The organism is Streptomyces sp. NPDC054783, assembly GCF_053611725.1.
Window position 1 is genome coordinate 58,264 of the sequence record NZ_JBSHAY010000016.1, and the last position, 22,545, is coordinate 80,808.

Sequence of the window (22,545 nt, forward strand, 5' to 3'; positions counted from 1 at the left end):
TCATCGGCTCTTCGGCCCCGCCGACACCACCGACTGCAGGTGGACCATCGGTCTCGGGTGAACGTGCGGTGGTCACGCAGGACAATTCCGGGATCATCATCACGGGGGACAACGGCAACGTTCAGCGATGACCGAGACACCCACACCACCCGCTTCAGGCGGTCGCTCCGCTGCTGCGGGCCACAGCTCAGGAGTCATCTCCACTGGCGATCAGACGCGGATCGAGCAACGCAACCTTGTGTTGCCTGCCGGAGCCCTAGAAGCTGCGGTTCCCGAGGAGGCGATAGCGAAGTTGAGCAATCTGCCTGCCCCGGACAGCCGTGTGTTCGAAGGCCGTGACAGTGCACTCGCCAGCCTGAAGGACCTGCCGTCGACAGGAACGGGCATCGTCACGCAGACGGTGCGGGGCATGGGTGGAGTCGGCAAGAGCACGCTGGTCCTGCACCACGCGCACGCGCAACTGGCGGCTGGGCGCGGGCCAGTGTGGTGGATTGAAGCCTCGACGCTCGCCACTGTCACTGTCAGCCTGGCCTCCCTTGCCACGGCCCTCAACCCGGTGCACGCCGCACTCCCGTTGGACGAGGCCGCTTCCTGGGCCGTGACGTGGCTGCAGGGCCGCACCGGATGGCTACTGGTCTTCGACAATGCAGAGGACCCCGCCGACCTCCAGCCCTACCTCGGCCGACTAGGCACCGGTCAAACCGTCGTCACCACCCGTCGCGATCTGCCCTGGCGCGACCTCGGCGCCCCCCTGCGCCTGGGCACCTTGGATCCGGAGTCGTCTGTAAGGGTCCTTCAGGAGATCACTGGACACGGCGTCGACAGCGATGCTGTGGGGCTTGCCGAACTGGCCGAGGAACTCGGCCACCTGCCCCTGGCCCTGCAGCAGGCCGGCGCCTATCTGGCGCAGACCCGCATCAGCGCTGCAAGCTACCTAGCACAACTACGCGCCGATCCCGCTGGTGTTCTGGCCGCTGCTGCTCCCGGCGATCCGCAGCAACGCACCATTGCGCAACTGTGGAGCGTCACCCTCAATACGCTGCACGCTACAGACCCGCACGCGGTGGTACTGCTCCGGATTCTGGCGTATTGCGCCCCCGACCCGCTGCCCCGCCATGTTCTGGCACCTGTCCTGCCGACCCCTCAGGCCGTCGACCATGCTCTAGGCCTCCTCGCTGCCTACAGCATGATCGCCCTCACCGACAGCGCAGTCACTGTCCACCGTCTCGTACAGATCGTACTGCGCACCACTACTCCAGCGCCCACACCGCTGCCACGGCCCGGAGCCATACGGCGGCTGCTGCGTCGGCCCCAACCTCTCAGCCCACCGCACCCGAGCCAATCCGCTCTGAAGTTGCTGCACGCCGCCATGCCCTCGGGGAGTCCCAGAGATGTAGATGCCTGGCCGCATTGGCAAATGCTGCTTCCGCACATGCAGGCCATGCTGAAATACGGTCACGGCGTCGGTTCACGCCCCGAGCTTGTCGCCTTGCTGGGGCGGGCTGCCTATTACCTGTCGGCCCGGGGCCAGGCAGACCAAGCCCTGCCGTTGGATGAGCAGGCGCTGGAGATCACCGAGACCGCCCTCGGCCCCGACCACCCCGACACCGCCCTCCGCCTGGGCAATCTGGCATCCACCTTTGGTGACCTAGGGCGTCATGCCGAAGCCCTTCCCCTGGCGGAGCGGGCGCTGGAGATCACCGAGACCGTCCTCGGCCCCGACCACCCCGACACCGCCCACCGCCTGGGCAACCTGGCATCCACCCTCCGTGAGCTGGGGCGTCTTGTCGAGGCCCTGCCACTGGATGAGCGGGCGCTGGAGATCATCGAGATCGCCCTCGGCCCCGACCACCCCATCACGGCTCTCCGCCTGGGCAACCTGGCCAGAACGTTGTGTGAGCTGGGGCGTCATGCTGAGGCCTTGCCGTTGGATGAGCGGGCTCTGGAGATCACCGAGACGGCCCTCGGCCCCGACCACCCCGACACCGCCAACCGCCTGGGCAATCTGGCATCCACCTTTGGTGACCTAGGGCGTCATGCCGAAGCCCTCCCCCTGGCGGAGCGGGCGCTGGAGATCACCGAGACCGCCCTCGGCCCCGACCACCCCATCACGGCTCTCCGCCTGGGCAACCTGGCCAGAACGTTGTGTGAGCTGGGGCGTCATGCTGAGGCCCTGCCATTGGAGGAGCGGGCTCTGGAGATCACCGAGACCGCCCTCGGCCCCGACCACCCCGACACCGCCCTCCGCCTGGGCAATCTGGCATCCACCTTTGGTGCCCTAGGGCGTCATGCCGAAGCCCTCCCCCTGGCGGAGCGGGCGCTGGAGATCACCGAGACCGCCCTCGGCCCAGACCACCCCATCACGGCTCTCCGCCTGGGCAACCTGGCCTCCGCCGTTAGTGAGCTGGGGCGTCATGCTGAGGCCCTGCCGTTGGATGAGCGGGCGCTACAGATCACCGAGACGGCCCTCGGCCCCGACCACCCCGACACCGCCCTCCGCCTGGGCAACCTCGCCACCACCTACAGCGCCCTGGGCCGTCACACCGAAGCCCTGCCATTGGAGGAGCGGGCGCTACAGATCACCGAGACGGCCCTCGGCCCCGACCACCCCGACACCGCCAACCGCCTGGGCAATCTGGCATCCGCCTTTGGTGACCTAGGGCGTCATGCCGAAGCCCTCCCCCTGGCGGAGCGGGCGCTGGAGATCACCGAGACCGCCCTCGGCCCCGACCACCCCGACACCGCCCTCCGCCTGGGCAACCTCACAGCACTGCGTGAACGACTCGCAAACGCAGTAGGGAACGAACCACCTGCGAACGTGTGAAGGCAGTGACAAACAGAAAGTGGCTACATTTGACGACGTGTTGCGCGGTCATCCAGGACACCCCGAACACCTCCACCGTCGTACCGGCGGCGAACATCACCACGTACAGCGCCTCGGCCGGTACCGGTACGGCCAGGGCGGCGGCGGGCAGGGCCGTCGGGAAGACGCACAGGGTGCCGGCGAGCAGCAGGCGGCGGGGTTTCCAGCGGGTCATCAGCAGGGCGCCGGCCACCGTGCCCGCGCCGAACGCGGCCAGGGCCAGGCCCCAGGGTCCCGCGCCGCCCAGGCTGTCGCGGGCGACGAGCGGGCCGTAGACCGCCTCGGGCGCGCCGACCACCGCGTTGGCGATCGAGAACTGTACGACGATGGCCCACAGCCAGGGACGGCCGATGAACTCCCGCCAGCCGTCGCGGAGATCGGCCAGCATGCCCTCGCCGGGTGTGCGCGGCGGGATGTGGCTGACGTCGAGGAAGGAGCGGAGGGCGCCGGCGAGCGCGAAGGCGGCCGCGTCGAGCGCGAGCACCCAGCCGGGGCCGACGGCCGCGACCAGGGCGCCGCCCAGGGCCGCGCCGCCGAGGGCCGCGCCCTGCGTGGCCATGCGGAAGACGGCGAACGCCCGGCCCGCCTGCTCACCCTCCACCGAGGACAGCAGCATGCCCTCGGCCGCCGGGCCGAAGAACGCCTGCCCGGTGCCGCCGAGCGCGCTGAGCAGCATCATCTGCCACAGCCGGGGCTCGCCGGCCAGCACCAGCGCGGCGAAGGCGCCCTGGGAGAGGCAGTTGAGGGCGTTGGCGGCGACCATCACCCGGTGGCGGGGCAGCCGGTCCGCGAGCGCGCCGCCGACGAGCAGGAACACCACCAGCGGCACGGTGCGCGAGGCGGCGACGAGCCCCACGTCCGCGCCGTCGCCGCCCGCGTCCAGCACGGCGAACGCGGCGGCGACGAGCGAGCCGTTGGCACCGAGTCCGGTCACGACGGCCGCCGCGGTCAGCAGGGAGTAGTTGCGGCCCGCCCAGGAGGGCCTGCGCAGGGCGTGCGGGGTGGGCGGTGAGTTCACCGGGCGACTATCGCTCGCGGGTGCCGCGTGGGCAATCGGTTTCGTGCGTGTTCCGGCCCGCCGGGCCGCGGCGGGCCGGAACACACTGCGGGCTCACTGGTTGGTCGGGTCTCCGTGCAGCCGGACGGTGCTGAGGATCTTCAGCACGGTCGCCTTGGACACCTCGCCGTTCACTCCCTTGGCGCCGTAGAAGTCGAACGAGACGTAGTCGTGCGCAGAGTTCTGGAAGCCGAACGTGAGCGCCTTGCCGTCGGTCACGCACTTGCCCTTGCGGGGCGTGTGGGTCGACTGCGCCCACGCGTAGCTGCCCTCGACACCCGAAGCGGACTTGAAGGAAGTGGGCTTCTTGTCCCACGAGATGCTCTTCTTGTCCGGCATGGTGTAACCGCCGTAGATCCACCAGGGCGGTGTGTTGATGGCGATCTCGTCCGTGTTCTTGGCGCCGCTCGCCCCCTTGGTGCCCACGACCGCCAGCGGGGTGTCCTCGGTGCGGCCGTCCTTGTCGTCGTCCGAGGTGCACCAATTGGACTTGTACTCGGCGAGACCCGACATGGTGATGCCCGAGTCCTTCTCGCTCTTCGGGAAGGTGAAGCCGACCGCGACGCCGGGGGACTGGACCTCCCACTCCGCCGGCACGTCGAACGCGACGCCCCACTTGGGGTTCACCACGACCTTCCAGCCGGGGACGGTCGGTTTCTCCGTCGCGGCCCCGCGCGGGTCGTCCGCGTTCGACGAACTCGCCGTCGGCCGGGGCGCGGGCGACTGGCTCGCGTGCTGCCCGCCCTTGCCGTCGGCCTGGTTCTTCTTGTCGTCCTTCCCGCCGAGGACGAGATAGCCGGTCACTCCGGCGGCCACCACGACCGCCGTGGCCGCGGCGATCGCGATCAGCTTGGTGCGGCCGCCGCCCGACTGCGGGGGCTGCGGGACGGGCGCGGTGGGCGGCTGCTGCGGCCCCCACTGCGGCTGCTGACCGTACGGCGCGGCCTGCGGATACTGCTGGTATCCCGGCTGCTGGTACGGGTTCGGCTGCTGGTAACCCGGCTGCTGGTACGGATTGTGCTGCGGGTTGTTCTGCGGGTTCGGCGCGCCCCCTGGCGGCTGCTGATCTGGCCACATGGCCAGTAACCCTAGTGCCGCCATGGACACGATTCGGTCACCGGCCCTCGTCAGGGTCGTAGCGAAGCGGGGCGGACTCCGTGGACAGGAGGGGGCAGGCTACGGCTCCCTGCTGGTCAGGTTTGGCTACCCGTGAGTAACATGGCGGCATGAACGCAGACCAGATGTCGATCGGCGAGATGCTCGCCGCCACCGTGCCCATGGCCCGGACGCTGAACCTGGAGTTCCTGGAGACCTCTCCGGACAAGGCGGTCGTGTCCCTGCCGGACCAGGGCGCCTATCACAACCACGTGGGCGGGCCGCACGCCGGTGCGATGTTCACCCTCGGCGAGTCGGCCAGCGGGGCCATCGTGCTGGCCGCCTTCGGGGACCAGCTCTCCCGTGCGGTGCCGCTCGCCGTCCGTGCCGACATCGCCTACAGGAAGCTCGCGATGGGGGCCGTCACCGCGACCGCCACGCTGGGCCGTCCGGCCGCCGACGTCGTCGCCGAGCTGGACGCCGGGCAGCGCCCCGAGTTCCCCGTGGCGATCGAGATCCGCCGCGCCGACGGCGCCGTGACGGGAGAGATGACCGTCGTGTGGACGCTGCGTCCCAACGGCTAGGTTTGCGGGGCACTTGAGAGGGGCCCGCAGGTGAAGGGCCCCTCTGCTCACATGCGTTCGCCCTACGCCGCCCGCCGCCGGCCCCTGCTGCCGGTTGCGCCCTCCTCCAGTCCTGCCACGAACTCCCGCAGCCAGTCGGCGAATCCGGGGCCGAGGTCGGGGCGGGCGCAGGCCAGCCGGACCACCGTACGCAGGTAGTCGGCCTTGTCGCCGGTGTCGTAGCGCAGACCGTCGAAGACGACCCCGTGCACGGTGCCGTCCGCCGCGAGGTCCTGGAGGGCGTCGGTCAGCTGGATCTCGCCGCCGCGGCCCGGCGGGGTGCGCTCCAGGACGCCGAACACGGCCGGGTCCAGGACATAGCGGCCGATGACCGCGTACCGGCTCGGCGCGGTCCCGGGCACCGGTTTCTCCACGAGTCCGGTGACGCGTACGACCCCGTCCTCCCCGGCCGGCTCCACCGCCGCGCAGCCGTAGAGGTGGATCTGCGCCGGGTCGACCTCCATCAGTGCCACCACGCTGCCCGCGTACCGCTCGCGGACCTGGAGCATCCGGCTCAGCAGGGTCTCGCGCGGGTCGATCAGGTCGTCGCCGAGCAGGACCGCGAAGGGCTGGTCGCCGACGTGGTGGCGGGCGCACAGCACGGCGTGGCCGAGGCCGAGCGGGTCGCCCTGGCGGATGTGGTGGATGTCGGCCAGCCGCGCCGGATCGCGCACCGCGTCCAGCCGCACGGTGTCGCCCTTGGCCGCCAGCGCCTGCTCCAGTTCGAAGGCACTGTCGAAGTGGTCCTCGATGGCCCGTTTGTGCCGGCCGGTGACCATCAGGATGTCGTCCAGACCGGCCGCGGCCGCCTCCTCGACCACGTACTGGATGGCCGGCTTGTCGACGACCGGCAGCATCTCCTTCGGTGTGGCCTTGGTCGCGGGCAGGAAGCGGGTGCCGAGTCCGGCGGCCGGTACGACCGCCTTGCGGACCGTACGGGGGCAGTCGGGGGTCGCTGGGGAGTGGGAGGCGATCATGCGGGCCATGCTCGGACACGCCGATGAGAGCCCGCCCGGAGAAACATGAGAACGAGCTGTGGAAGTGATACCGGCGGTAACTCTCGTGCATTTCACCGACTCTGAAGTGGAGTCAATCGAACTTCTTGTTTCCTGTGAGTCGCGTGTGCGAAGGTGAGCCTTCCCGCGGGAGGGCAGAGGCAGGCGTCGAACGCCCAGGCCGGCCCTTTAGGTATGTACCAGAACCAGGTATGCACCACATCGGCACTGCTTTCCGACAGGACGGCATTTCGTGTGCGGTCCTGCGGCTGGAAGGAAATGGTTCCGTGCACCCCCCACACCCCCCACGCCCGCCCTATCCGCCGCTGCCCGGTTCGCCCGGGGAGTCCGACCGCGATCTCGCCGCCCGGCTCGGCGGCCCCCACCCTGTCCGCCATCACGCCGTCGCCCTGCTGCTGGCCCGCCACTGGCGCGCCGCCCGCGACTACGCCGTCGTCTGCCTGGCCTCCGCCGGTCCCGTGCCGCAACTCGTGGCCACCGCCGCCTTCCACGAGGTCCTCGGCCGGCTGGCGGGCGGAGCGGCCGGCGGCGCCCTGCGCCCGCACTTGCTCGTCGCCGTCCGCGACACCGTCCGCGCCTGGGCGGCGGACGACGTCGCCTGCGCGACCCTGCCGGAATTGCGCAAACCCGCCGGAGGCCGCGGACTGCGTGCGACAAACCCCCGAACACCGGAAAGACGACAACTCGCCGAACGTGCGTTCCAGGCACTTCCCGGCGCCTCGCAATGCCTTCTGTGGCACACCGAGGTGGAAGCGGAGCCGATAAACATACCCGCTGGTCTGCTGGGTATCGACCCGCTCACCGCGACGGCCGCCCTGGAACAGGCACGCGAGCAATTCCGGGCGGGTTGCGTACGCGGCCACCGGGAACTCGCGCCCTCCAGGGAATGCCGCTTCTACAACCGGCTCCTGGACGTACCCGTGCGCCGTGGCAGCGCCCTGCTGCCGGAGGTGCGGCAGCATCTGACGGCCTGTCCGTACTGCCGGTACGCCGCCGAGACCTTCGGGCTGTTCGACGGCGGCCTGGACCTCCTGCTCGCCGAGACCGTGCTCGGCTGGGGCGCCCGCCGCTACCTCGACTCCCGCCCCGGACGCGGCGCCGCCGAGGAACCGCCGTGCGGGCCGGCACCCGCCCCGGTGGCCGCGGGGGCGGGCGGCAGGCACCGCACCGGGCCCGGCAGCCGCCACCGCACGGCACTGGTCGTCGGCGTGGGACTGGCCTCGCTCGCGCTGCTCGCCACCGTCCTCGTGGCCAGGAGCTGGTCCGATGACAACGGTGTCCCCGTGCCCGGCGCCACCTGGGGTGCCCCCGTCGGCCACACCACACACCCGGGCGGCACCGGCACCCGGGCCGCCACTTCCTCCGCCGCCTCGGCGGGCGAGGGCGTCGAGGTGGCCCACGGGGGCCTGCGCGGCCTCGCCTCCGGGCGCTGCCTGGCCGTGCGCGGGGACAGCGTGCGGGCGGGCGCGGGCGTCGGGCTCGCACCGTGCTCCGCCGCCGCCTCGCAGCAGTGGTCGTACCAGGACGACGGGTTGCTGCGCAGCGCCTTCGACCCGTCCCTGTGCCTGGCCGCCGATCCCGGGACGCGGAGCGTCGTGCTGGCCGGATGCGTCGTGCACGCCGGAGAGGTGGCGTACGACATCACCGTGCGCGGCGAGATCCTGCCGCGCCGGCACGCGGGCCTCGCGCTCGCTCCGGACTCCGGCGACACGCCGGCCCGCGTCACGCTGGTTCCGCGCGACGGTTCGCCGGAGCAACTCTGGGTGCTGGAGCCGGCGGCGGAGGGGGCAGGAGCGGGACGGCCGGACGCGGCGCAGGGCGGGGCCGACGCGTCAGGGGGGTGGCAGCCGGGGTTCTCCAAGGGCGATGGGCCTTCGCAGGGCGATGGGTCCTTGCAGGGCGATGGGGCGTCGAAGGGCGTTGGACTCTCGAAGGGCGGCACCGAGGGCCCGCCGCACGGGAACACCTCGCGCGGGAGGCCGGAGGGCACCGGGAGCGGAACGGGGGTGCCGGGGGACCCGGGGGAGCCGGGCGAGGCGAACGAGACCCGGGTCGCGCGGGTCCGGGCCGGCCAGGACCGGCGGCGCACCGGGTCCGTGTCGCCCGCCCGGGCGGTGCGCGCGGTGCACCGGGCCCTCCCGCCGGTCGCCGGCACGGTCGCCGCCGTACCGGCGACCGTGGGCACACTGCTGCGCTGACGCGCGGCACGGGACGTCCCCCGGTCCCCGGACCGCGATCGGGCCACGACACCGAAGTCATGTGGAATTTACAGACTTCGAGCGGATGTACCGCCGCGTTGCGACCGGGTGAGTGGGCGGTGACGCAGGCGGGGGCTTTGCCGGGGTTGTGGTGGTGTGGTGCGGGGACCGCCGTGGTTCCCCGCCCGCACCGCCGAGGGGAATTACCGCGTTTTTCCAGTACTTGCGGGGAATTGGAACCGCTGGCCGAATCGATGTCACCGGGCGCGAAAAGGGGGCGGCGTTATTGACCCGTGAGTAGGCCGAGGCTAGTTTCCGGTGCCCTCGCACCAGAGCGTTCCGCCGCACACCCCCCACCGTGCTGTCTCGCCGATCGTGCCGGAGCATCATGACCTCGCCTGTGCGCCCCCATGACCTCGTCCTGTGCCTCACCCCCTTCGGAGAACCCGACGCCGGTCTCACCGCCGCGGCCTGCGCCGCCGGGTCGCTCGGCATCCTCGACCTCGGCGCCGGAGACCGGAGATCCCGGGAGGCGCTGTCCCGGCTGAGACGATCCGCACCGGGGCCCTTCGGGGTGCGGGTGACGGGGCGCTGCGCGCTGACCCCGGCCGAGGCCGGCGACGCCCCCGACACCGTGGTCCTCACCGCGGACGCGACCTGGTCTCGGTCCGAACTCCCCTCCGCCTGCCGCGTGTTGGCGGAGGTCACGGACATCCGCCAGGCGCACGCGGCCGTACGTGCAGGTGCCCAGGGGCTGATCGCCCGCGGCGGCGAGAGCGGCGGCCGGGTCGGCGAGCTGAGCACCTTCGTCCTGCTCCAACAGCTGCTGTCCGACGAGGAGTCGAGCCGCGTCCCGGTCTGGGCCTGCGGCGGCATCGGCCCGCGTACGGCGGCGGCCGCGGTGGCCGGCGGTGCCACCGGGGTGGTCCTCGACAGCCAGCTGGCCCTGCTCGCGGAGTCGGGGCTGCCCGAGACGGTCCGGTCCGTGCTGCGCACCCTGGACGGCTCGGAGACCGTGGTGCTGGGCGGCCACCGGGTACTACGGCGCCGTGGCCCGGACGCCCCCCGCCCGCCGGCCGACGACCCAGGGGCCGTCGCGCCCCTGCTGGGTGCGGACGACCTGCGCGGCAGGCTGCTGCCGGTGGGCCAGGACGGCTTCCTCGCCGCCCGGTTCGCCGAACGGTTCGGGGACGTACGGCGGTCGGTGCGCGAGGTGGCGAAGGCGATCGACGGCGTGGCCGACGGCGGAGCGGCCACGGCACTGCGACCGGGCTCGGCCATGAGCCGGGCGCTCGGGACCCGGCTCCCCGTCGCGCAGGGGCCCATGACCCGGGTCAGCGACCAGGCGGGCTTCGCCGCGGCCGTCGCCGCGGACGGGGCGCTGCCGTTCCTGGCGCTGGCCCTCGCCGACGGCGCGCGGACCCGGTCGATGCTCACCGAGGCGCGGGCCGTGCTGGACGGGCGGCCCTGGGGCGTCGGCGTGCTCGGCTTCGCGCCCGAGGAGATCAGGAACGCCCAGCTGGACGCCGTACGGGAACTGCGGCCCACGCACGCGATCATCGCCGGCGGACGGCCCGCCCAGGCCGAGACGCTGGAGCGGGCCGGGATCCGCACCTACCTGCACGTGCCCTCGCCGGGACTGCTGCGGCAGTTCCTGGAGGCGGGCGCGCGCCGGTTCGTGTTCGAGGGGGCCGAGTGCGGCGGTCATGTGGGGCCCCGGGCCTCCTTCCCCCTCTGGGAGGCCCAACTCGCCGTACTGCAGGACTTCCTGGACCAGGCCGACGATCCGACCGCCCGGCGGCTGGAGGTGTTCTTCGCCGGCGGCGTCCACGACGAGCGGTCGGCGGCGATGGTCGCGGCCCTGACCGCACCGCTCACCGCCCGGGGAGCCGCCGTCGGCCTGCTCATGGGCACCGCCTACCTGTTCACCGAGGAGGCCGTCGCGCGCGGCGCCGTCCGGCCCGTCTTCCAGCGGCAGGTGCTCACCGCCACCACAACCACCCTCCTGGAGACCGCCCCCGGCCACGCGACCCGCTGCGTCCCGAGCCCCTTCACCGGTGACTACCGCGCGCGCGAGGCCGCTCTCCGCGCGCAGGGACTGACCGACCGCGAGGTCTGGGAGCAGCTGGAACGGCTCAACGTCGGCCGGCTGCGCATCGCCAGCAAGGGCGTCGAGCGCGGAGCCGACGGCGCGTTGGCGACCGTGGACGAGGAACGGCAGCTCACGGACGGCATGTTCATGGCCGGCGAGGTCGCCGTGCTGCGCACGGCGACCACCACCCTGGCGGACCTGCACCGCTCGGTCACCGACGGCGCCGCCGATCTCCTGACGCGGCGGGCCGCCCGCCCGAGCGCCGAGGCTTCCGCCGCCGAGCCGGAGCCGCCCGCACCGCTGGACATCGCCATCGTCGGCATGGCCTGCATGTTCCCCCAGGCCCCCGACCTCGCCGCCTTCTGGTCCAACATCGTCGGCGGCCGCGACGCCGTCACCGAGGTGCCGTCCGAACGCTGGGACCCCGCCGTGCACCACACGGCCGGCACCACGGCGTCCAAGTGGGGCGGATTCCTGCCCCGCATCCCCTTCGACCCGCTGCGCTACGGCATCCCGCCGACCTCCCTCGGCAACATCGAGCCCGTCCAGCTGCTGTCCCTGGAGGCGGCCCGCCGGGCGCTGGAGGACGCCGGATACGGCGAGCGGGGCCGGGAGTTCGACCGCACGCGAACCTCGGTCGTCTTCGGCGCCGAGGCGGGCAGCGACCTGTCCAACGCCGTCACCCTGCGCGCCGTACTCCCGTCGTACTACGGCACGGTGCCCGACGGGCTGGACGAGCAACTGCCCCGGCTGACCGAGGACTCCTTCCCCGGCATGCTCGCCAACGTCATCTCCGGCCGGATCGCCAACCGGCTGGACCTCGGCGGCGCCAACTTCACCGTCGACGCCGCGTGCGCCTCCTCCCTCGCCGCCCTCGACGTGGCCTGCAAGGAACTCGTCTCCGGCACCAGTGACCTCGTGCTGTGCGGCGGCGCCGACCTGCACAACGGCATCAACGACTACGTCCTGTTCTCCTCCGTCCACGCGCTCTCCCCGACCGGGCGCTCCCGCGCCTTCGACTCCTGCGCCGACGGCATCGCCCTCGGCGAGGGCGTGGCCTGCCTGGTCCTCAAACGGCTCGCCGACGCCGAACGCGCCGGCGACCGGATCTACGGCGTGGTCAAGGGCCTGGGCTCCGCCAGCGACGGCCGCTCCCTCGGCCTCACCGCACCCCGCCCCGAAGGCCAGCGGGCGGCCCTGGAGCGGGCGTACCGCAACGCTGGTGTCTCGCCCGCGGATGTCGGCCTGGTCGAGGCGCACGGCACCGGCACGGTCGTCGGCGACCGCACCGAACTCACCGTGCTCAGCGAGGTGTTCACCGAGGCGGGCGCGCAGGCGGGCGGCTGTGCGCTCGGCTCGGTCAAGTCGCAGATCGGTCACACCAAGTGCGCCGCCGGCCTCGCGGGCCTGATCAAGACCGCCCTCGCCCTCCACACCGGTGTCACCCCGCCCACCCTGCACCTGGAGCGGCCCAACCCGGCCTGGGCGGAGGGCGACAGCCCGTTCGTCTTCCACACCCGCGCCCGGCCCTGGACGGCACCGCCCGCCGAACGCCTGGCCGGCGTGAGTGCGTTCGGCTTCGGCGGCACCAACTTCCATGCGGTGCTGGCCGCTCACGCCGACGCCGCACCACCCCGCCGGTCCGTGGACGCCTGGCCCGCCGAGCTGTTCCTCTTCCGGGGCCGGGACACGGCGGCGGCCCATCGGCAGGCCGAGGAGCTCCTCCGGGCCGCCGAGACCGACGGTCCCCCCTGGCGCCTGCGCGACCTCGCCCTCGCCGCGGCCCGCCGCGCCGACACCTCACACGAACCGGTACGGGCCGCGCTCGTGGCCCGCGACACCGACGAACTCACCGGCCAACTGCGACGGCTCCTCGCAGGGGACCGCGATCCGGCCGCCGGGATCCACGTGGCGGATGCGGTGAGGGAGGCGGGGGAGGACGGTACCGCGGGTGCGGGTGCGGGTGCGGGTGCGGGTGCGGGTGCGGTACGGGGCGCGGGCGCGTATCCGGCGCGAGGCGGGGCGTGGGAGCGCGTGGAGGGGGGCTTCGCGGGTCTGGTGGAGGGGGGTGGCGCTGGGTCGGGGGAGCGTGGCGTCGCCGGTCTGGTGGAGGCAGGTGGCGCGGGTCCAGCGGAGCGTGGCTTCGCGGGTCCGGTGGAGGGGGGTGGCGCGGACCGGCTGGCAGGCGGCGTCGAGGACTCGGTGGAGAGCGTCGTCGCGGGTTCGGTGGGGGGCAAGGCCGCGGAGCCGATGGATGGCAGGGCCCCGGCGTCGGCGGAGGGCAGATTCGCGGCGTCGGTGGACGGCGGAGGCGCGGCGTCGGTGGACAGGGGGGTCGGCGGACCGGTGCCGGGCAAGGTCGCCTTCCTCTTTCCCGGGCAGGGCAGTCAACGTCCCGGGATGCTCGCCGAGCTCCTGGTCCATCTTCCCGAGCTGCGGTACTACCTGGACCTCGGTCGCGCGCACGCCGACGCCGTCCACCCGCCCGCCGCCTTCGACGAGGCCGCGCGGGAGCGCCGGCGGGCCGCCCTCACCGACACCCGGGCCGCGCAGCCCGCCCTCGGCATCACGGGCCTCGCCGCCCACGCCTTCCTCACCTCGGCCGGGGTCCACCCCGACCAGGCCGCCGGGCACAGCTACGGCGAGCTGGTCGCCCTCGCCGCGGCCGGCGCCCTGGACCCCGAGACACTGCTGCAGCTGAGCGCCGAGCGGGCCGGCGCGATCCTGGCGGCGGCGGGCGACGACCCGGGCACCATGGCCGCCGTCGGCGCCGGCGCCGAGACCGTCGTACGCACCCTGCGCACGACCGGCGCACCTACCACTGTCGTCGTCGCCAACCTCAACTCACCCGAGCAGACGGTGGTTTCCGGACCGACGGCGGATGTCGAGACGGCCGTACGGCTGCTGCGCGACGCCGGGCTCGGCGCGCGGCGCATCCCCGTGGCCTGCGCCTTCCACAGCCCGCTCGTGGCCGCGGCAGGGGAGCGGTTCGCCAAGGTCCTCGCGGACAAGACGGTCCGGGCCCCCGAGTTCCCCGTCTGGGCCAACCGCACCGCCGCGCCCTATCCGCCCGACCCGGACGAGGTGCGCGCCGGACTCGCCGCCCAGATCGGCGCCCCCGTCGCCTTCGCCGCCCAGATCGAGGCCATGTACGAGGCGGGCGCCCGCGTCTTCGTCGAGGCGGGCCCCGGTACGGTCCTCACCCGGCTCGTCGCACGGATCCTCGGTGACCGCCCGCATCGCACGGTCGCCTGCGAACCGGACGCCGGCAGCGGCCTGCGCGGCTGGCTCGACGCCCTCGCCCGGCTCGCCGTCGCCGGACAGCCCGTGCGCACCGCCTGGCTCCTGCGCGGGCGCGACGCCGTCGACGCGCTGTGCGGCCCGGCACCGAAGCGGCCCGGCTGGACGGTCGACGGACACCTCGTCCGCACCGCCGACGGAGCACTCCTGCCCGGTGCCCTCGCACCGGCCCGACGAGTCGTGGAGACGACCGTGACCACCGACCAGCCGTATGGCGCCCCGGCCGACCGGGACGCGCTCATCTCCGACTTCCTGCGCACCAGCCGGGAGATGATCGCGGCTCAGCGCGATGTCCTGCTGACCTACTTCGGCGCGGCGCCCGGCGCCACACCGCCGGCGCCGGTTCCGGCCGTACAGGTTCGCCAGTCGGTCACACCTGAGTTGCCGCCGGTGGAAACGGAGTTGCCCGAGCCGGAGGGTGAGCCCGACGGCGAAGCGCCGGTCGCCGACATCGAGCGGGTCGTACTGGAGATCATCAGCGAACGCACCGGCTACCCCGTCGACATGATCGAGCCCGACCTCGACCTGGAGGCGGACCTCAGCATCGACTCGATCAAGCGGGCCGAGATAGCGGGCGAACTCGCCAAGCGGCTGGGCATCGCGGGCGGCGCCGAGGTTCTGGAGGATGCCGAACTGGAGGAGCTGGCCAAGGCGCGTACGGCCGCGGCCGTGACGGGGTGGCTGACGGCGCGGGTGGGGGCGCGGTCCGGCGTCGCGGGAGGGCTGCACGAGGAGTCCGGCACCGGCGACCAGGAACCGGCCGGAGCGGCGTACCCCCTAGCGGCATACACCCCCGCCCCCGGCGTCCCGCCCCGGCGCTGCGAGCTGCGTCCCGTGCCCCTCCCGGAGCCGGAGCCGGAGCCAGAGTCGGAGCCGGCTGTCGGTGAAGACGGAGGCCACGCCCTGTACGGCCAGCGTTTCGCCCTCCTCGGCGACGGTGCGGGCGTGGCGGCGGAGGTCGCGGCGCGGCTCGCCGAGCACGGTGCCGAAGCCGTGGTGCTCGACGCGGGCCGCCTCCTCACCGCGGCCGACGGCCCGGTCGACGGTGTGGTGTACCTCGGCGCACTGCCCGGCCCCGACCTCCCGGTGCTGCCGGACGCCTTCCCGGTGCTGCGCGCGGCGCTCGCCCAGGGCCCGGGCCGACTGCTGGCCCTGAGGGCCGCCGATCCTGTGGGCGCTCTCCGGGCGGCCGGACTGGACGGCCTGTTCCGCAGCGTCGGCCGCGAGTACCCGGACCTGCTCGCCCGGGTCGTCGCCGTCGCGGACACCGCCCCCACGGCCGTCGCCGACGCCCTGCTCGCCGAGCTGCGGGCGCCCGAACCGGTCCCCGTCGTCCTGCGTACGGCGGCCGGTGCCAGGCACGGCCTCGCACTGGTGCCCGCGCCTCTCGGCCCGCTTGCCGCCACCGGCGCCGGACCCGCCGGGGACGGTGCCGCCGAGGCGGCCGCGCTCGGCCTCGACCGGGACTCCGTCGTCCTGCTGGTCGGCGGCGCCCGCGGCATCACCGCGAGGTTCGCGGCCACGCTGGCCGGCGCCTGCCGGTGCCGTATCGAGCTGCTGGGCCGTACGCCCGCGCCCAACGCGCCCGAGGACCCGCACACCGCCGCCGCGCGCACCCCCGTCGAGCTGCGGGCGGCGCTCGCCGCCGGGCCGGGTGCGCCCGGCCCCGCCGAGATCAATCGGGCCGCCGCCCTGATCCTCGCCCAGCGGGAGATCACCACGACCCTCGCGGAACTCCGCGCACTCGGCAGCGAGGCACGCTACCGCTCGGTGGACTTCCGGGACCGGGACGCCGTCCTGCGGGCGGTCAAGGAGACCCACGCCGAACACGGCCGCCTCGACGGGGTCGTCTTCGCCGCAGGGGTCGTCGAGGACCGGCTGATCGCCGACAAGACCCCCGAGTCCTTCCAGCGGGTCTACGGCACGAAGACGGCCGGCGCCGCAGCGCTGTTCGCCGCCCTGGACGACCTGCCGGGCGCCCCCGCGTTCACCGTGCTGTTCGGCAGCATCGCCGCCGTGCTCGGCAACCGAGGCCAGTGCGACTACGCCGCCGCCAACGACGCCCTGGAGACCCTCGGCGCCGACTGGGCCGCCCGGACCGGCGCTCGCGCGCTGACCGTCCACTGGGGACCCTGGGCGCCGTCCGCGACGCACGGCGGCATGGTCGGCGCGGAACTCGGCCGTGAGTACGCCCGGCGCGGCATCGAGCTGATCGACCCCGACGAGGGCACCGCGGCCCTGCTGCGGGAGCTCGCCTGGGGCGAACCGTCCGTCCGCGCCGTCGTCTACACCGCGTCGGGCTGGTGACATGACGACACGTCAAACTCCTGTCGCCGTCGTCGGGATGGCGGTGCTGCTGCCCGGCGCCCTGGGGCTCGACGCCTACTGGCGCAACCTGCGTGACGGAGTCGACGCGATCAGCGACGTCCCGGCGGACCGCTGGGACGCCGACTACTACCGGCCCGGCTCGGACACCGGCCCCGCCGCCCCCGACCGGATCTACTGCCGGCGCGGCGGATTCGTGGACGGCCTCGCCGAGGTGGACGTCACCCGGTACGGCATCATGCCCGCCTCGGTGCCCGGCACCGAACCCGACCAGTTGATCGCCCTCGACGTGGCCGCCGCAGCGCTCGCGGACGCCGGCGGCGAGGAACGGCTCCCGGCTCGGGACCGGATCGGCGTGGCCCTGGGCCGTGGCGGCTATCTGACCCCTGGTCTGGTCCGCCTCGACCAGCGCGTGCGCACGGCCGGACAACTCACCCGCACCCTGGGCGAGTTGTTACCCGACCTCTCCGGGGCCCAACTCGACCGCATCCGCGCGGCGTTCACCGAACGACTCGGTCCCGACACCCCGGAGTCCGCGATCGGCCTGGTCCCGAACCTCGCCGCCTCCCGCATCGCCAACCGGCTCGACCTGCGCGGCCCCGCCTACACCGTGGACGCGGCCTGCGCCTCCTCCCTGGTCGCCGTTGACCAGGCGGTCACCGCACTCACCACCGGCAGCTGCGACCTGATGCTGGCCGGGGGAGTGCACCACTGCCACGACATCACGCTCTGGAGCGTCTTCGCCCAACTGCGCGCCCTGTCCCCGAGCCAGCGCATCCGCCCCTTCCACCGCGACGCCGACGGCATCCTCATCGGCGAGGGCACGGGCGTCGTCGTATTGAAACGGCTCGCGGACGCCGAACGCGCCGGCGACCGGGTGTACGCGGTGATCCGGGGCACGGGCGTGGCCAGCGACGGCCGTACCGCGGGGTTGGCCGCACCGGACCCGGGCGGGCAGGCCAGAGCCGTGCGCCAGGCCTGGCGGGCCGCCGGGCTCGACCCCGCCGCCCCGGACTCCCTCGGCCTGCTGGAGGCGCACGGCACGGCCACCCCCGCCGGAGACGCGGCCGAACTCACCACGCTCACCGAGGTGTTCGGGCCCGCACGGGGCAGAGACCGTCGCCCCGTCCTCGGCTCGGTGAAGTCGATGATCGGCCACACCATGCCGGCCGCCGGGGTCGCCGGTCTGGTGAAGGCCGCCCTCGCCCTCCACCACGGCACTCTCCTGCCCACCCTCCATTGCGACGACCCCCACCCCGCCCTCGCCGCCACCCGCTTCCGCACCCTGGAGCAGGCCCGCCCCTGGGAGACGGACGCCCGGCAACCGGTCCGCCGGGCCGCCGTGAACGCCTTCGGCTTCGGCGGGATCAACGCCCATGTGGTGCTGGAGGAGGCACCGGGGGGTGGTTCGGTGCCGGGGGAGGCCTCGTTCGGGCCCTCCATCCGAGCGCAGGCTGCGCAGGCGGGGGCGGCTTCGGCGGGGGCCGCAGGTGCAGACGTGGCGTCGGTGGAGGCCGCACCTGCAGATGTGGCGTCGGCGGGGGTCGTACGTGCAGGTGTGACGTCGGCGCAGGCTGCGCAGGCAGACGTGGCTTCGGCGGGGGCCGTACGTGCAGGTGTGGCGTCGGCGGGGGCCGTACGTGCAGGTGTGGCGTCGGCTGAGGCGTCGCGTGCAGATGTCGCGGCGGCGGTGGCCCCGCCCTCAGCTGCGGCGTCCGCGAAGGCCGGGCGTGTCTCTTCCGCGCCGTCGGAGGTCGCTCCGGCCAGTCCGCTGCCGGAAGGGACGCCCGGCCCGGAGCCGGCGCTGGCTCCGGCTCCGGCCTCGGTTCCGGCTCCGGCCTCGGCCCTGGCCTCGGCTCCCGCACCGGATTCTGCCCTGGCGTCGGCTCCTGCTTCAGTCCCGGTTCCTGCCTCGGCTCCGGCTCCTGGCTCGGCTGAGGCTCCCGCCTCGGTCCCGGCTCTTGGCTCGGCTGAGGCTCCCGCCTCGGTCCCGGCTCTTGGCTCGGCTGAGGCTCCCGCCTCGGTCCCGGTTCCCGCCTCGGTCCCGGTTCCCGCCCCGGCCCCGGCTCCTGCCTCAGCTCCGGCTCCTGTCTCAGCCTCGGACCCAGCCCCGGCCTCGGCCCCGACGTCGGCCGCTCCGACGTCGGCCCCCGCTTCGGCCCCCGCTCCCGCCCGTGTCGCCGAGCCCGAGCGGATCCTCCTGCTGGCCGCTGACGGCGTGCCGGATCTCGTCGCCCTCCTGCGCGCCGACGACTCGGCGGTCCTCGCCGCCGGACTCGCCCCGGACCTGTCGCACCCCGACGCCGGCCCGGTCCGCCTCGGCATCGTGGCCCCGACCGCCAGGCGGCTGGCGCTGGCCCGCCGAGCCGTCACCAAGGGGCGCGCCTGGCACGGCCGTAGCGATGTGTGGTTCCGGCCGGGCCCGCTGCTCGGCCACGCCGGCGGCGGCAGGTCGGCGTTCGTCTTCCCCGGCCTGGAAGGCGACTTCACACCCCGCACCGACGACATCGCCGCCCACTTCGGCCTCAATCCGCTGCCCGGCACCGACGTCGGGGTCGGTGACGTCGGACGGCACGGCTTCGGGGTCGTCGGTGTGGGCCGCCTGCTGGACCGGGCGCTGCGCGGCATCGGTGTCGTACCGGACGCGGTGGCCGGACACAGCGTCGGCGAGTGGACGGCCATGGTGGCCGGCGGGCTCTATGGGCCGGACCAAGTGGACGCGTTCATGGCCGAGTTCGACCCCGACACGGTCACCGTGCCCGGTCTCGCCTTCGCCGCCCTCGGCACCTCCGCCGCGCACGTCCGCGCCCTGCTCGCCGAGTCCTGGGCCGGCTCCGGGATCGTGCTCTCGCACGACAACGCGCCCCGCCAGTCCATGGTCTGCGGGCCCGGCGCGGCGGTCGAGGAGTTCGTACGGTCCCTGCGCGCGCAGGGCGTGATCTGCCAGGTACTGCCCTTCCGCTCCGGATTCCACACGCCGATGCTGGAGCCGTACCTCGCGCCCATCAAGGAGGCCGCCGACCGCTTCCGGCTCCACCCGCCGACCGTTCCGGTGTGGTCCGGGACGACCGCCGCGCCCTTTCCTCGGGCCGAGCGGGCGGTGCGCGAGCTGTTCGTGCGGCATCTGCTGGAACCCGTCCGCTTCCGTGAGCTGACCGAGGCCCTGTACGGCGCCGGGCACCGCGTCTTCGTCCAGGTGGGCCCCGGCCGTCTCACCTCCCTGATCGCCGACACCCTGGGCGACCGCGACCACCTGGCCGTCGCCGCCAACGCGCCCGAACGCAGCGGCATGTCCCAACTGCGCCGCGTGAGTACGGCGTTGTGGGTGGCGGGAGCCTCCGTGGCACCGGCCCTGCCGCCGCGCGCCACGACATCCGGACCCGCCGCGCCGCCATCCACCGCGCCGACCGCGTCCGCTGCGCCGCCGCGCACCGCAACGACCGCGCCCGCTCAGCCGCCACCCACCATGCCGGCCCCGGCCGCTCTGCCGCCGCGCACGGCAGCGATCCCACCCCCCGAGCCACTACGCACCGCAGCGACCGCGTCGGCGCACCGGCGCCGCCGGCCCGTCCGGCTCGACCTCGGCGGTGCGCTCGTCTCGCTGGACGGCCCGGTACTCGACGCCCTCCGGGCCGAACTGCGACCCGTCCCGTCCGTCGTACACCCCTCGCCCACGAGCCATTCGGACGACGACAACCCCGCCCCCGACCCCGGCCCCGGCCCCGCCCCCGACCCCGGCCCCGGCCCCGCCCCCGACCCCGGTCCCGGCCCCGGCCCCGGCCCCGCCCCCGGCCCCGGCCCCGGCCTGGGCCCCGGCCTGGGCCAACTGGACCGCGTCGCCCCACACTTCCCGGCAGTCGCCGAGCTCACCGCCCTCCTGCGGGAGACCGCCGACACAGCGGTGGAGCTGATCACGGCGAGCGGCCGGCGCGACCGTAGAACCGCCGCAGGCGCAGCCGCAGCGGCAATTGCAAGTACCGCCCCCGCCACCGCCGCCACGGTCGCTGCCCCGACGACCACCACCCTCCACGTCTCCCCCCACACCATGCCCCACCTCCTGGACCACTGCTTCTTCCCGCAGCGCCCCAACTGGCCCGAGATCGCGGACCGTTGGCCGGTCGTCCCGGCCACCACGATCGTTAGGCACATCATGGACGCGGCCGAGGCGGCGGCCCCGGGCAAGCGCGCGGTCGCGGTGCACGAGGCCCGTTTCGACCGCTGGCTCACCGCCACGCCCCCCGTCGACGTACCCGTCACCGTGACCCCGCTCCTTGGCCGTCCGGACCGCGTCACCGTCGCCTTCGGCCCCACGGCCCGCGCCACGGTCGAACTCGCCCCATGCCACCCCGCACCGCCCCCGCCCAGCCCCCTCCCGGACGCCGTCGAGCGCCGCCCCGAGCACACCGCAGCCCGGATCTACCGGGACCGCTGGATGTTTCACGGCCCCGGCTTCCAGGGCCTGTCCGACGTCACCGCGATCGGCGAGCGGCACATCCGGGGAGTGATCACCGCGCCCGCCGCCCCGGGCGCCCTGCTGGACAACGTGGGTCAGCTGCTCGGCTACTGGATCATGGCGACGCGTACCGAGCGGACCGTCGTCTTCCCCGTGCGGATGCGGCACCTGCGGTTCCACGGACCGCACCCGGCGCCCGGCACCGAGGTCGGCTGCGTGCTGCGGATCACCTCCCTCACGGACACCGTCCTGGAGGCCGACGCGGAGCTCACCGTCGCCGGCCGGGTGTGGGCCGTGATCGGCGGCTGGCAGGACCGCCGCTTCGACAACGACCCCACCACCCGGCCCGTGGAACGCTTCCCCGAGCGCCACACCCTCTCCCGCGCCATGCCCGGGGGCTGGGCGCTGGTGCACGAGCGCTGGCCGGACCTCGCCTCGCGCGAGCTGATCATGCGCAACTCGCTCGGCGGCGCCGAGCGGGCCGAGTACGCCGAACACCCGCCGCGCGGACGCAGGCAGTGGCTGCTGGGCCGCATCGCGGCCAAGGACGCCGTACGGCAGTGGCTCTGGCGGCAGGGCGCGGGACCCGTCTTCCCGGCCGAACTACGCGTGCACAACGATGAGTTGGGAAGGCCGTACGTCACCGGCGTGCACGGCCGCGTCCTGCCCCCGCTGGACGTCTCGCTCGGCCACCGCGCCGAGGCGGCCGTGGCGATCGTCCGGCCGCACACCCCGCGGCCCGGCCCCGGCATCGACATCGAAGAGGTCACCGAGCGCGACCCGGCGACGCTCGCCACCGCGCTCGGCCCGGCCGAACTCCGCCTGCTGCGCACCCACTCCGCCGAGGGCGGGGAAGAAGCCGTGTGGTTCACCCGGTTCTGGGCCGCCAAGGAGGCCGTCGCCAAGGCCGAGGGCGTCGGATTCGGCGGTCGCCCCCGGGACTTCGCGGTTCTGGAGGCCGCGCCGGACGGCAGCCGGCTGCTGGTCTCCGGCCGCCTGGAACGCGTCTACACCGTGCACTGCGCACCGGTGGCCAACCCGGCCGACCTGCCGCAGCGCACCTACGTGGCGGCCTGGACGACCGGGCCGGGAGCCGACGACGGACACCCCGACGACGGACACCCCGAGGGCGGCCAGACCCACGAAGCAGCCGACGACGGACACCCCGACGAAGCAGCCGAGGAGTACCCCCGATGAACCCCACCCAGCCGGCCCCGGCGCAGCCCACCGCCGACACCGTGCTCGCCGACCTCACGGGCATGCTCCGCGCGGTGCTGGCGGAGTACGGCGACGACGACGTGCTCATCGGCATGTCCACCACCTTCAACCGCGACCTGGAGCTGGAGAGCATCGACCTCGTCACCCTGGCCGGGCTGCTGGAGGAGCGCTACGGGCAGCGGGTCAACCTCGCCGAGTTCCTGGCCGGCATGGAGTTCGACGAGATCATCGAGCTGACCGTCGGCAGGCTCGTGGAGTACGTCGTGTGGAGCCTGAAGACCACGCAGGCGGGCTGAGCCGTGGCC

General features: G+C 73.9%; 9 protein-coding genes. 6 read left to right on the forward strand and 3 right to left on the reverse strand.

Going from position 1 to position 22,545, the window contains the following annotated elements; translation table 11 throughout:
* Positions 1 to 127: 127 nt before the first annotated feature.
* The gene (locus tag ACWGJ5_RS26250) at positions 128 to 2,824 is read left to right on the forward strand and encodes a tetratricopeptide repeat protein (RefSeq protein ID WP_453312123.1); all 2,697 of its coding nucleotides are present in this window, start codon (positions 128 to 130) and stop codon (positions 2,822 to 2,824) included.
* On the opposite strand, the gene ACWGJ5_RS26255 is transcribed toward ACWGJ5_RS26250, so the two are convergent.
* Positions 2,763 to 3,881 carry an MFS transporter gene (locus tag ACWGJ5_RS26255; RefSeq protein ID WP_453312124.1) on the reverse strand — a complete coding sequence of 373 codons (1,119 nt, stop codon included), beginning with the start codon at positions 3,879 to 3,881 and terminating at the stop codon, positions 2,763 to 2,765. The genes ACWGJ5_RS26250 and ACWGJ5_RS26255 overlap by 62 nt on opposite strands.
* Positions 3,882 to 3,974: 93 nt before the next feature.
* Positions 3,975 to 4,997, reverse strand: coding sequence for a hypothetical protein (locus tag ACWGJ5_RS26260; protein WP_453312125.1), 1,023 nt, complete (start codon positions 4,995 to 4,997; stop codon positions 3,975 to 3,977).
* A 149-nt stretch (positions 4,998 to 5,146) separates the two neighbouring features.
* Here ACWGJ5_RS26260 and ACWGJ5_RS26265 point away from each other — a divergent pair, with 149 nt between their 5' ends.
* Complete coding sequence (locus tag ACWGJ5_RS26265) at positions 5,147 to 5,599, forward strand: DUF4442 domain-containing protein (RefSeq protein WP_453312126.1); 453 nt, start codon at positions 5,147 to 5,149, stop codon at positions 5,597 to 5,599.
* 62 nt (positions 5,600 to 5,661) lie between these two features.
* Here the strand turns inward: ACWGJ5_RS26265 and galU are convergent, their stop codons facing one another.
* The gene (galU, locus tag ACWGJ5_RS26270; protein ID WP_453312127.1) at positions 5,662 to 6,615 is read right to left on the reverse strand and encodes a UTP--glucose-1-phosphate uridylyltransferase GalU; all 954 of its coding nucleotides are present in this window, start codon (positions 6,613 to 6,615) and stop codon (positions 5,662 to 5,664) included.
* Between the two features lie 305 nt (positions 6,616 to 6,920).
* On the opposite strand from galU, the gene ACWGJ5_RS26275 reads away from it, so the two are divergent.
* The 4 genes from ACWGJ5_RS26275 (at position 6,921) to ACWGJ5_RS26290 (ending at position 22,536) form a co-directional block, all read left to right on the forward strand.
* The gene (locus ACWGJ5_RS26275; RefSeq protein WP_453312128.1) at positions 6,921 to 8,852 is read left to right on the forward strand and encodes an RICIN domain-containing protein; all 1,932 of its coding nucleotides are present in this window, start codon (positions 6,921 to 6,923) and stop codon (positions 8,850 to 8,852) included.
* Positions 8,853 to 9,240: 388 nt separating this feature from the next.
* Positions 9,241 to 16,551 carry an SDR family oxidoreductase gene (locus ACWGJ5_RS26280; RefSeq protein WP_453312129.1) on the forward strand — a complete coding sequence of 2,437 codons (7,311 nt, stop codon included), beginning with the start codon at positions 9,241 to 9,243 and terminating at the stop codon, positions 16,549 to 16,551.
* A 1-nt stretch (position 16,552) separates the two neighbouring features.
* Entirely contained in the window at positions 16,553 to 22,219 is a 5,667-nt protein-coding gene (locus ACWGJ5_RS26285; protein ID WP_453312130.1) for a beta-ketoacyl synthase N-terminal-like domain-containing protein, read from the forward strand.
* Positions 22,216 to 22,536, forward strand: coding sequence for an acyl carrier protein (locus ACWGJ5_RS26290; protein WP_453312131.1), 321 nt, complete (start codon positions 22,216 to 22,218; stop codon positions 22,534 to 22,536). The genes ACWGJ5_RS26285 and ACWGJ5_RS26290 overlap by 4 nt, the downstream gene beginning before the upstream one ends.
* The last annotated feature ends 9 nt before the right edge of the window (positions 22,537 to 22,545 follow it).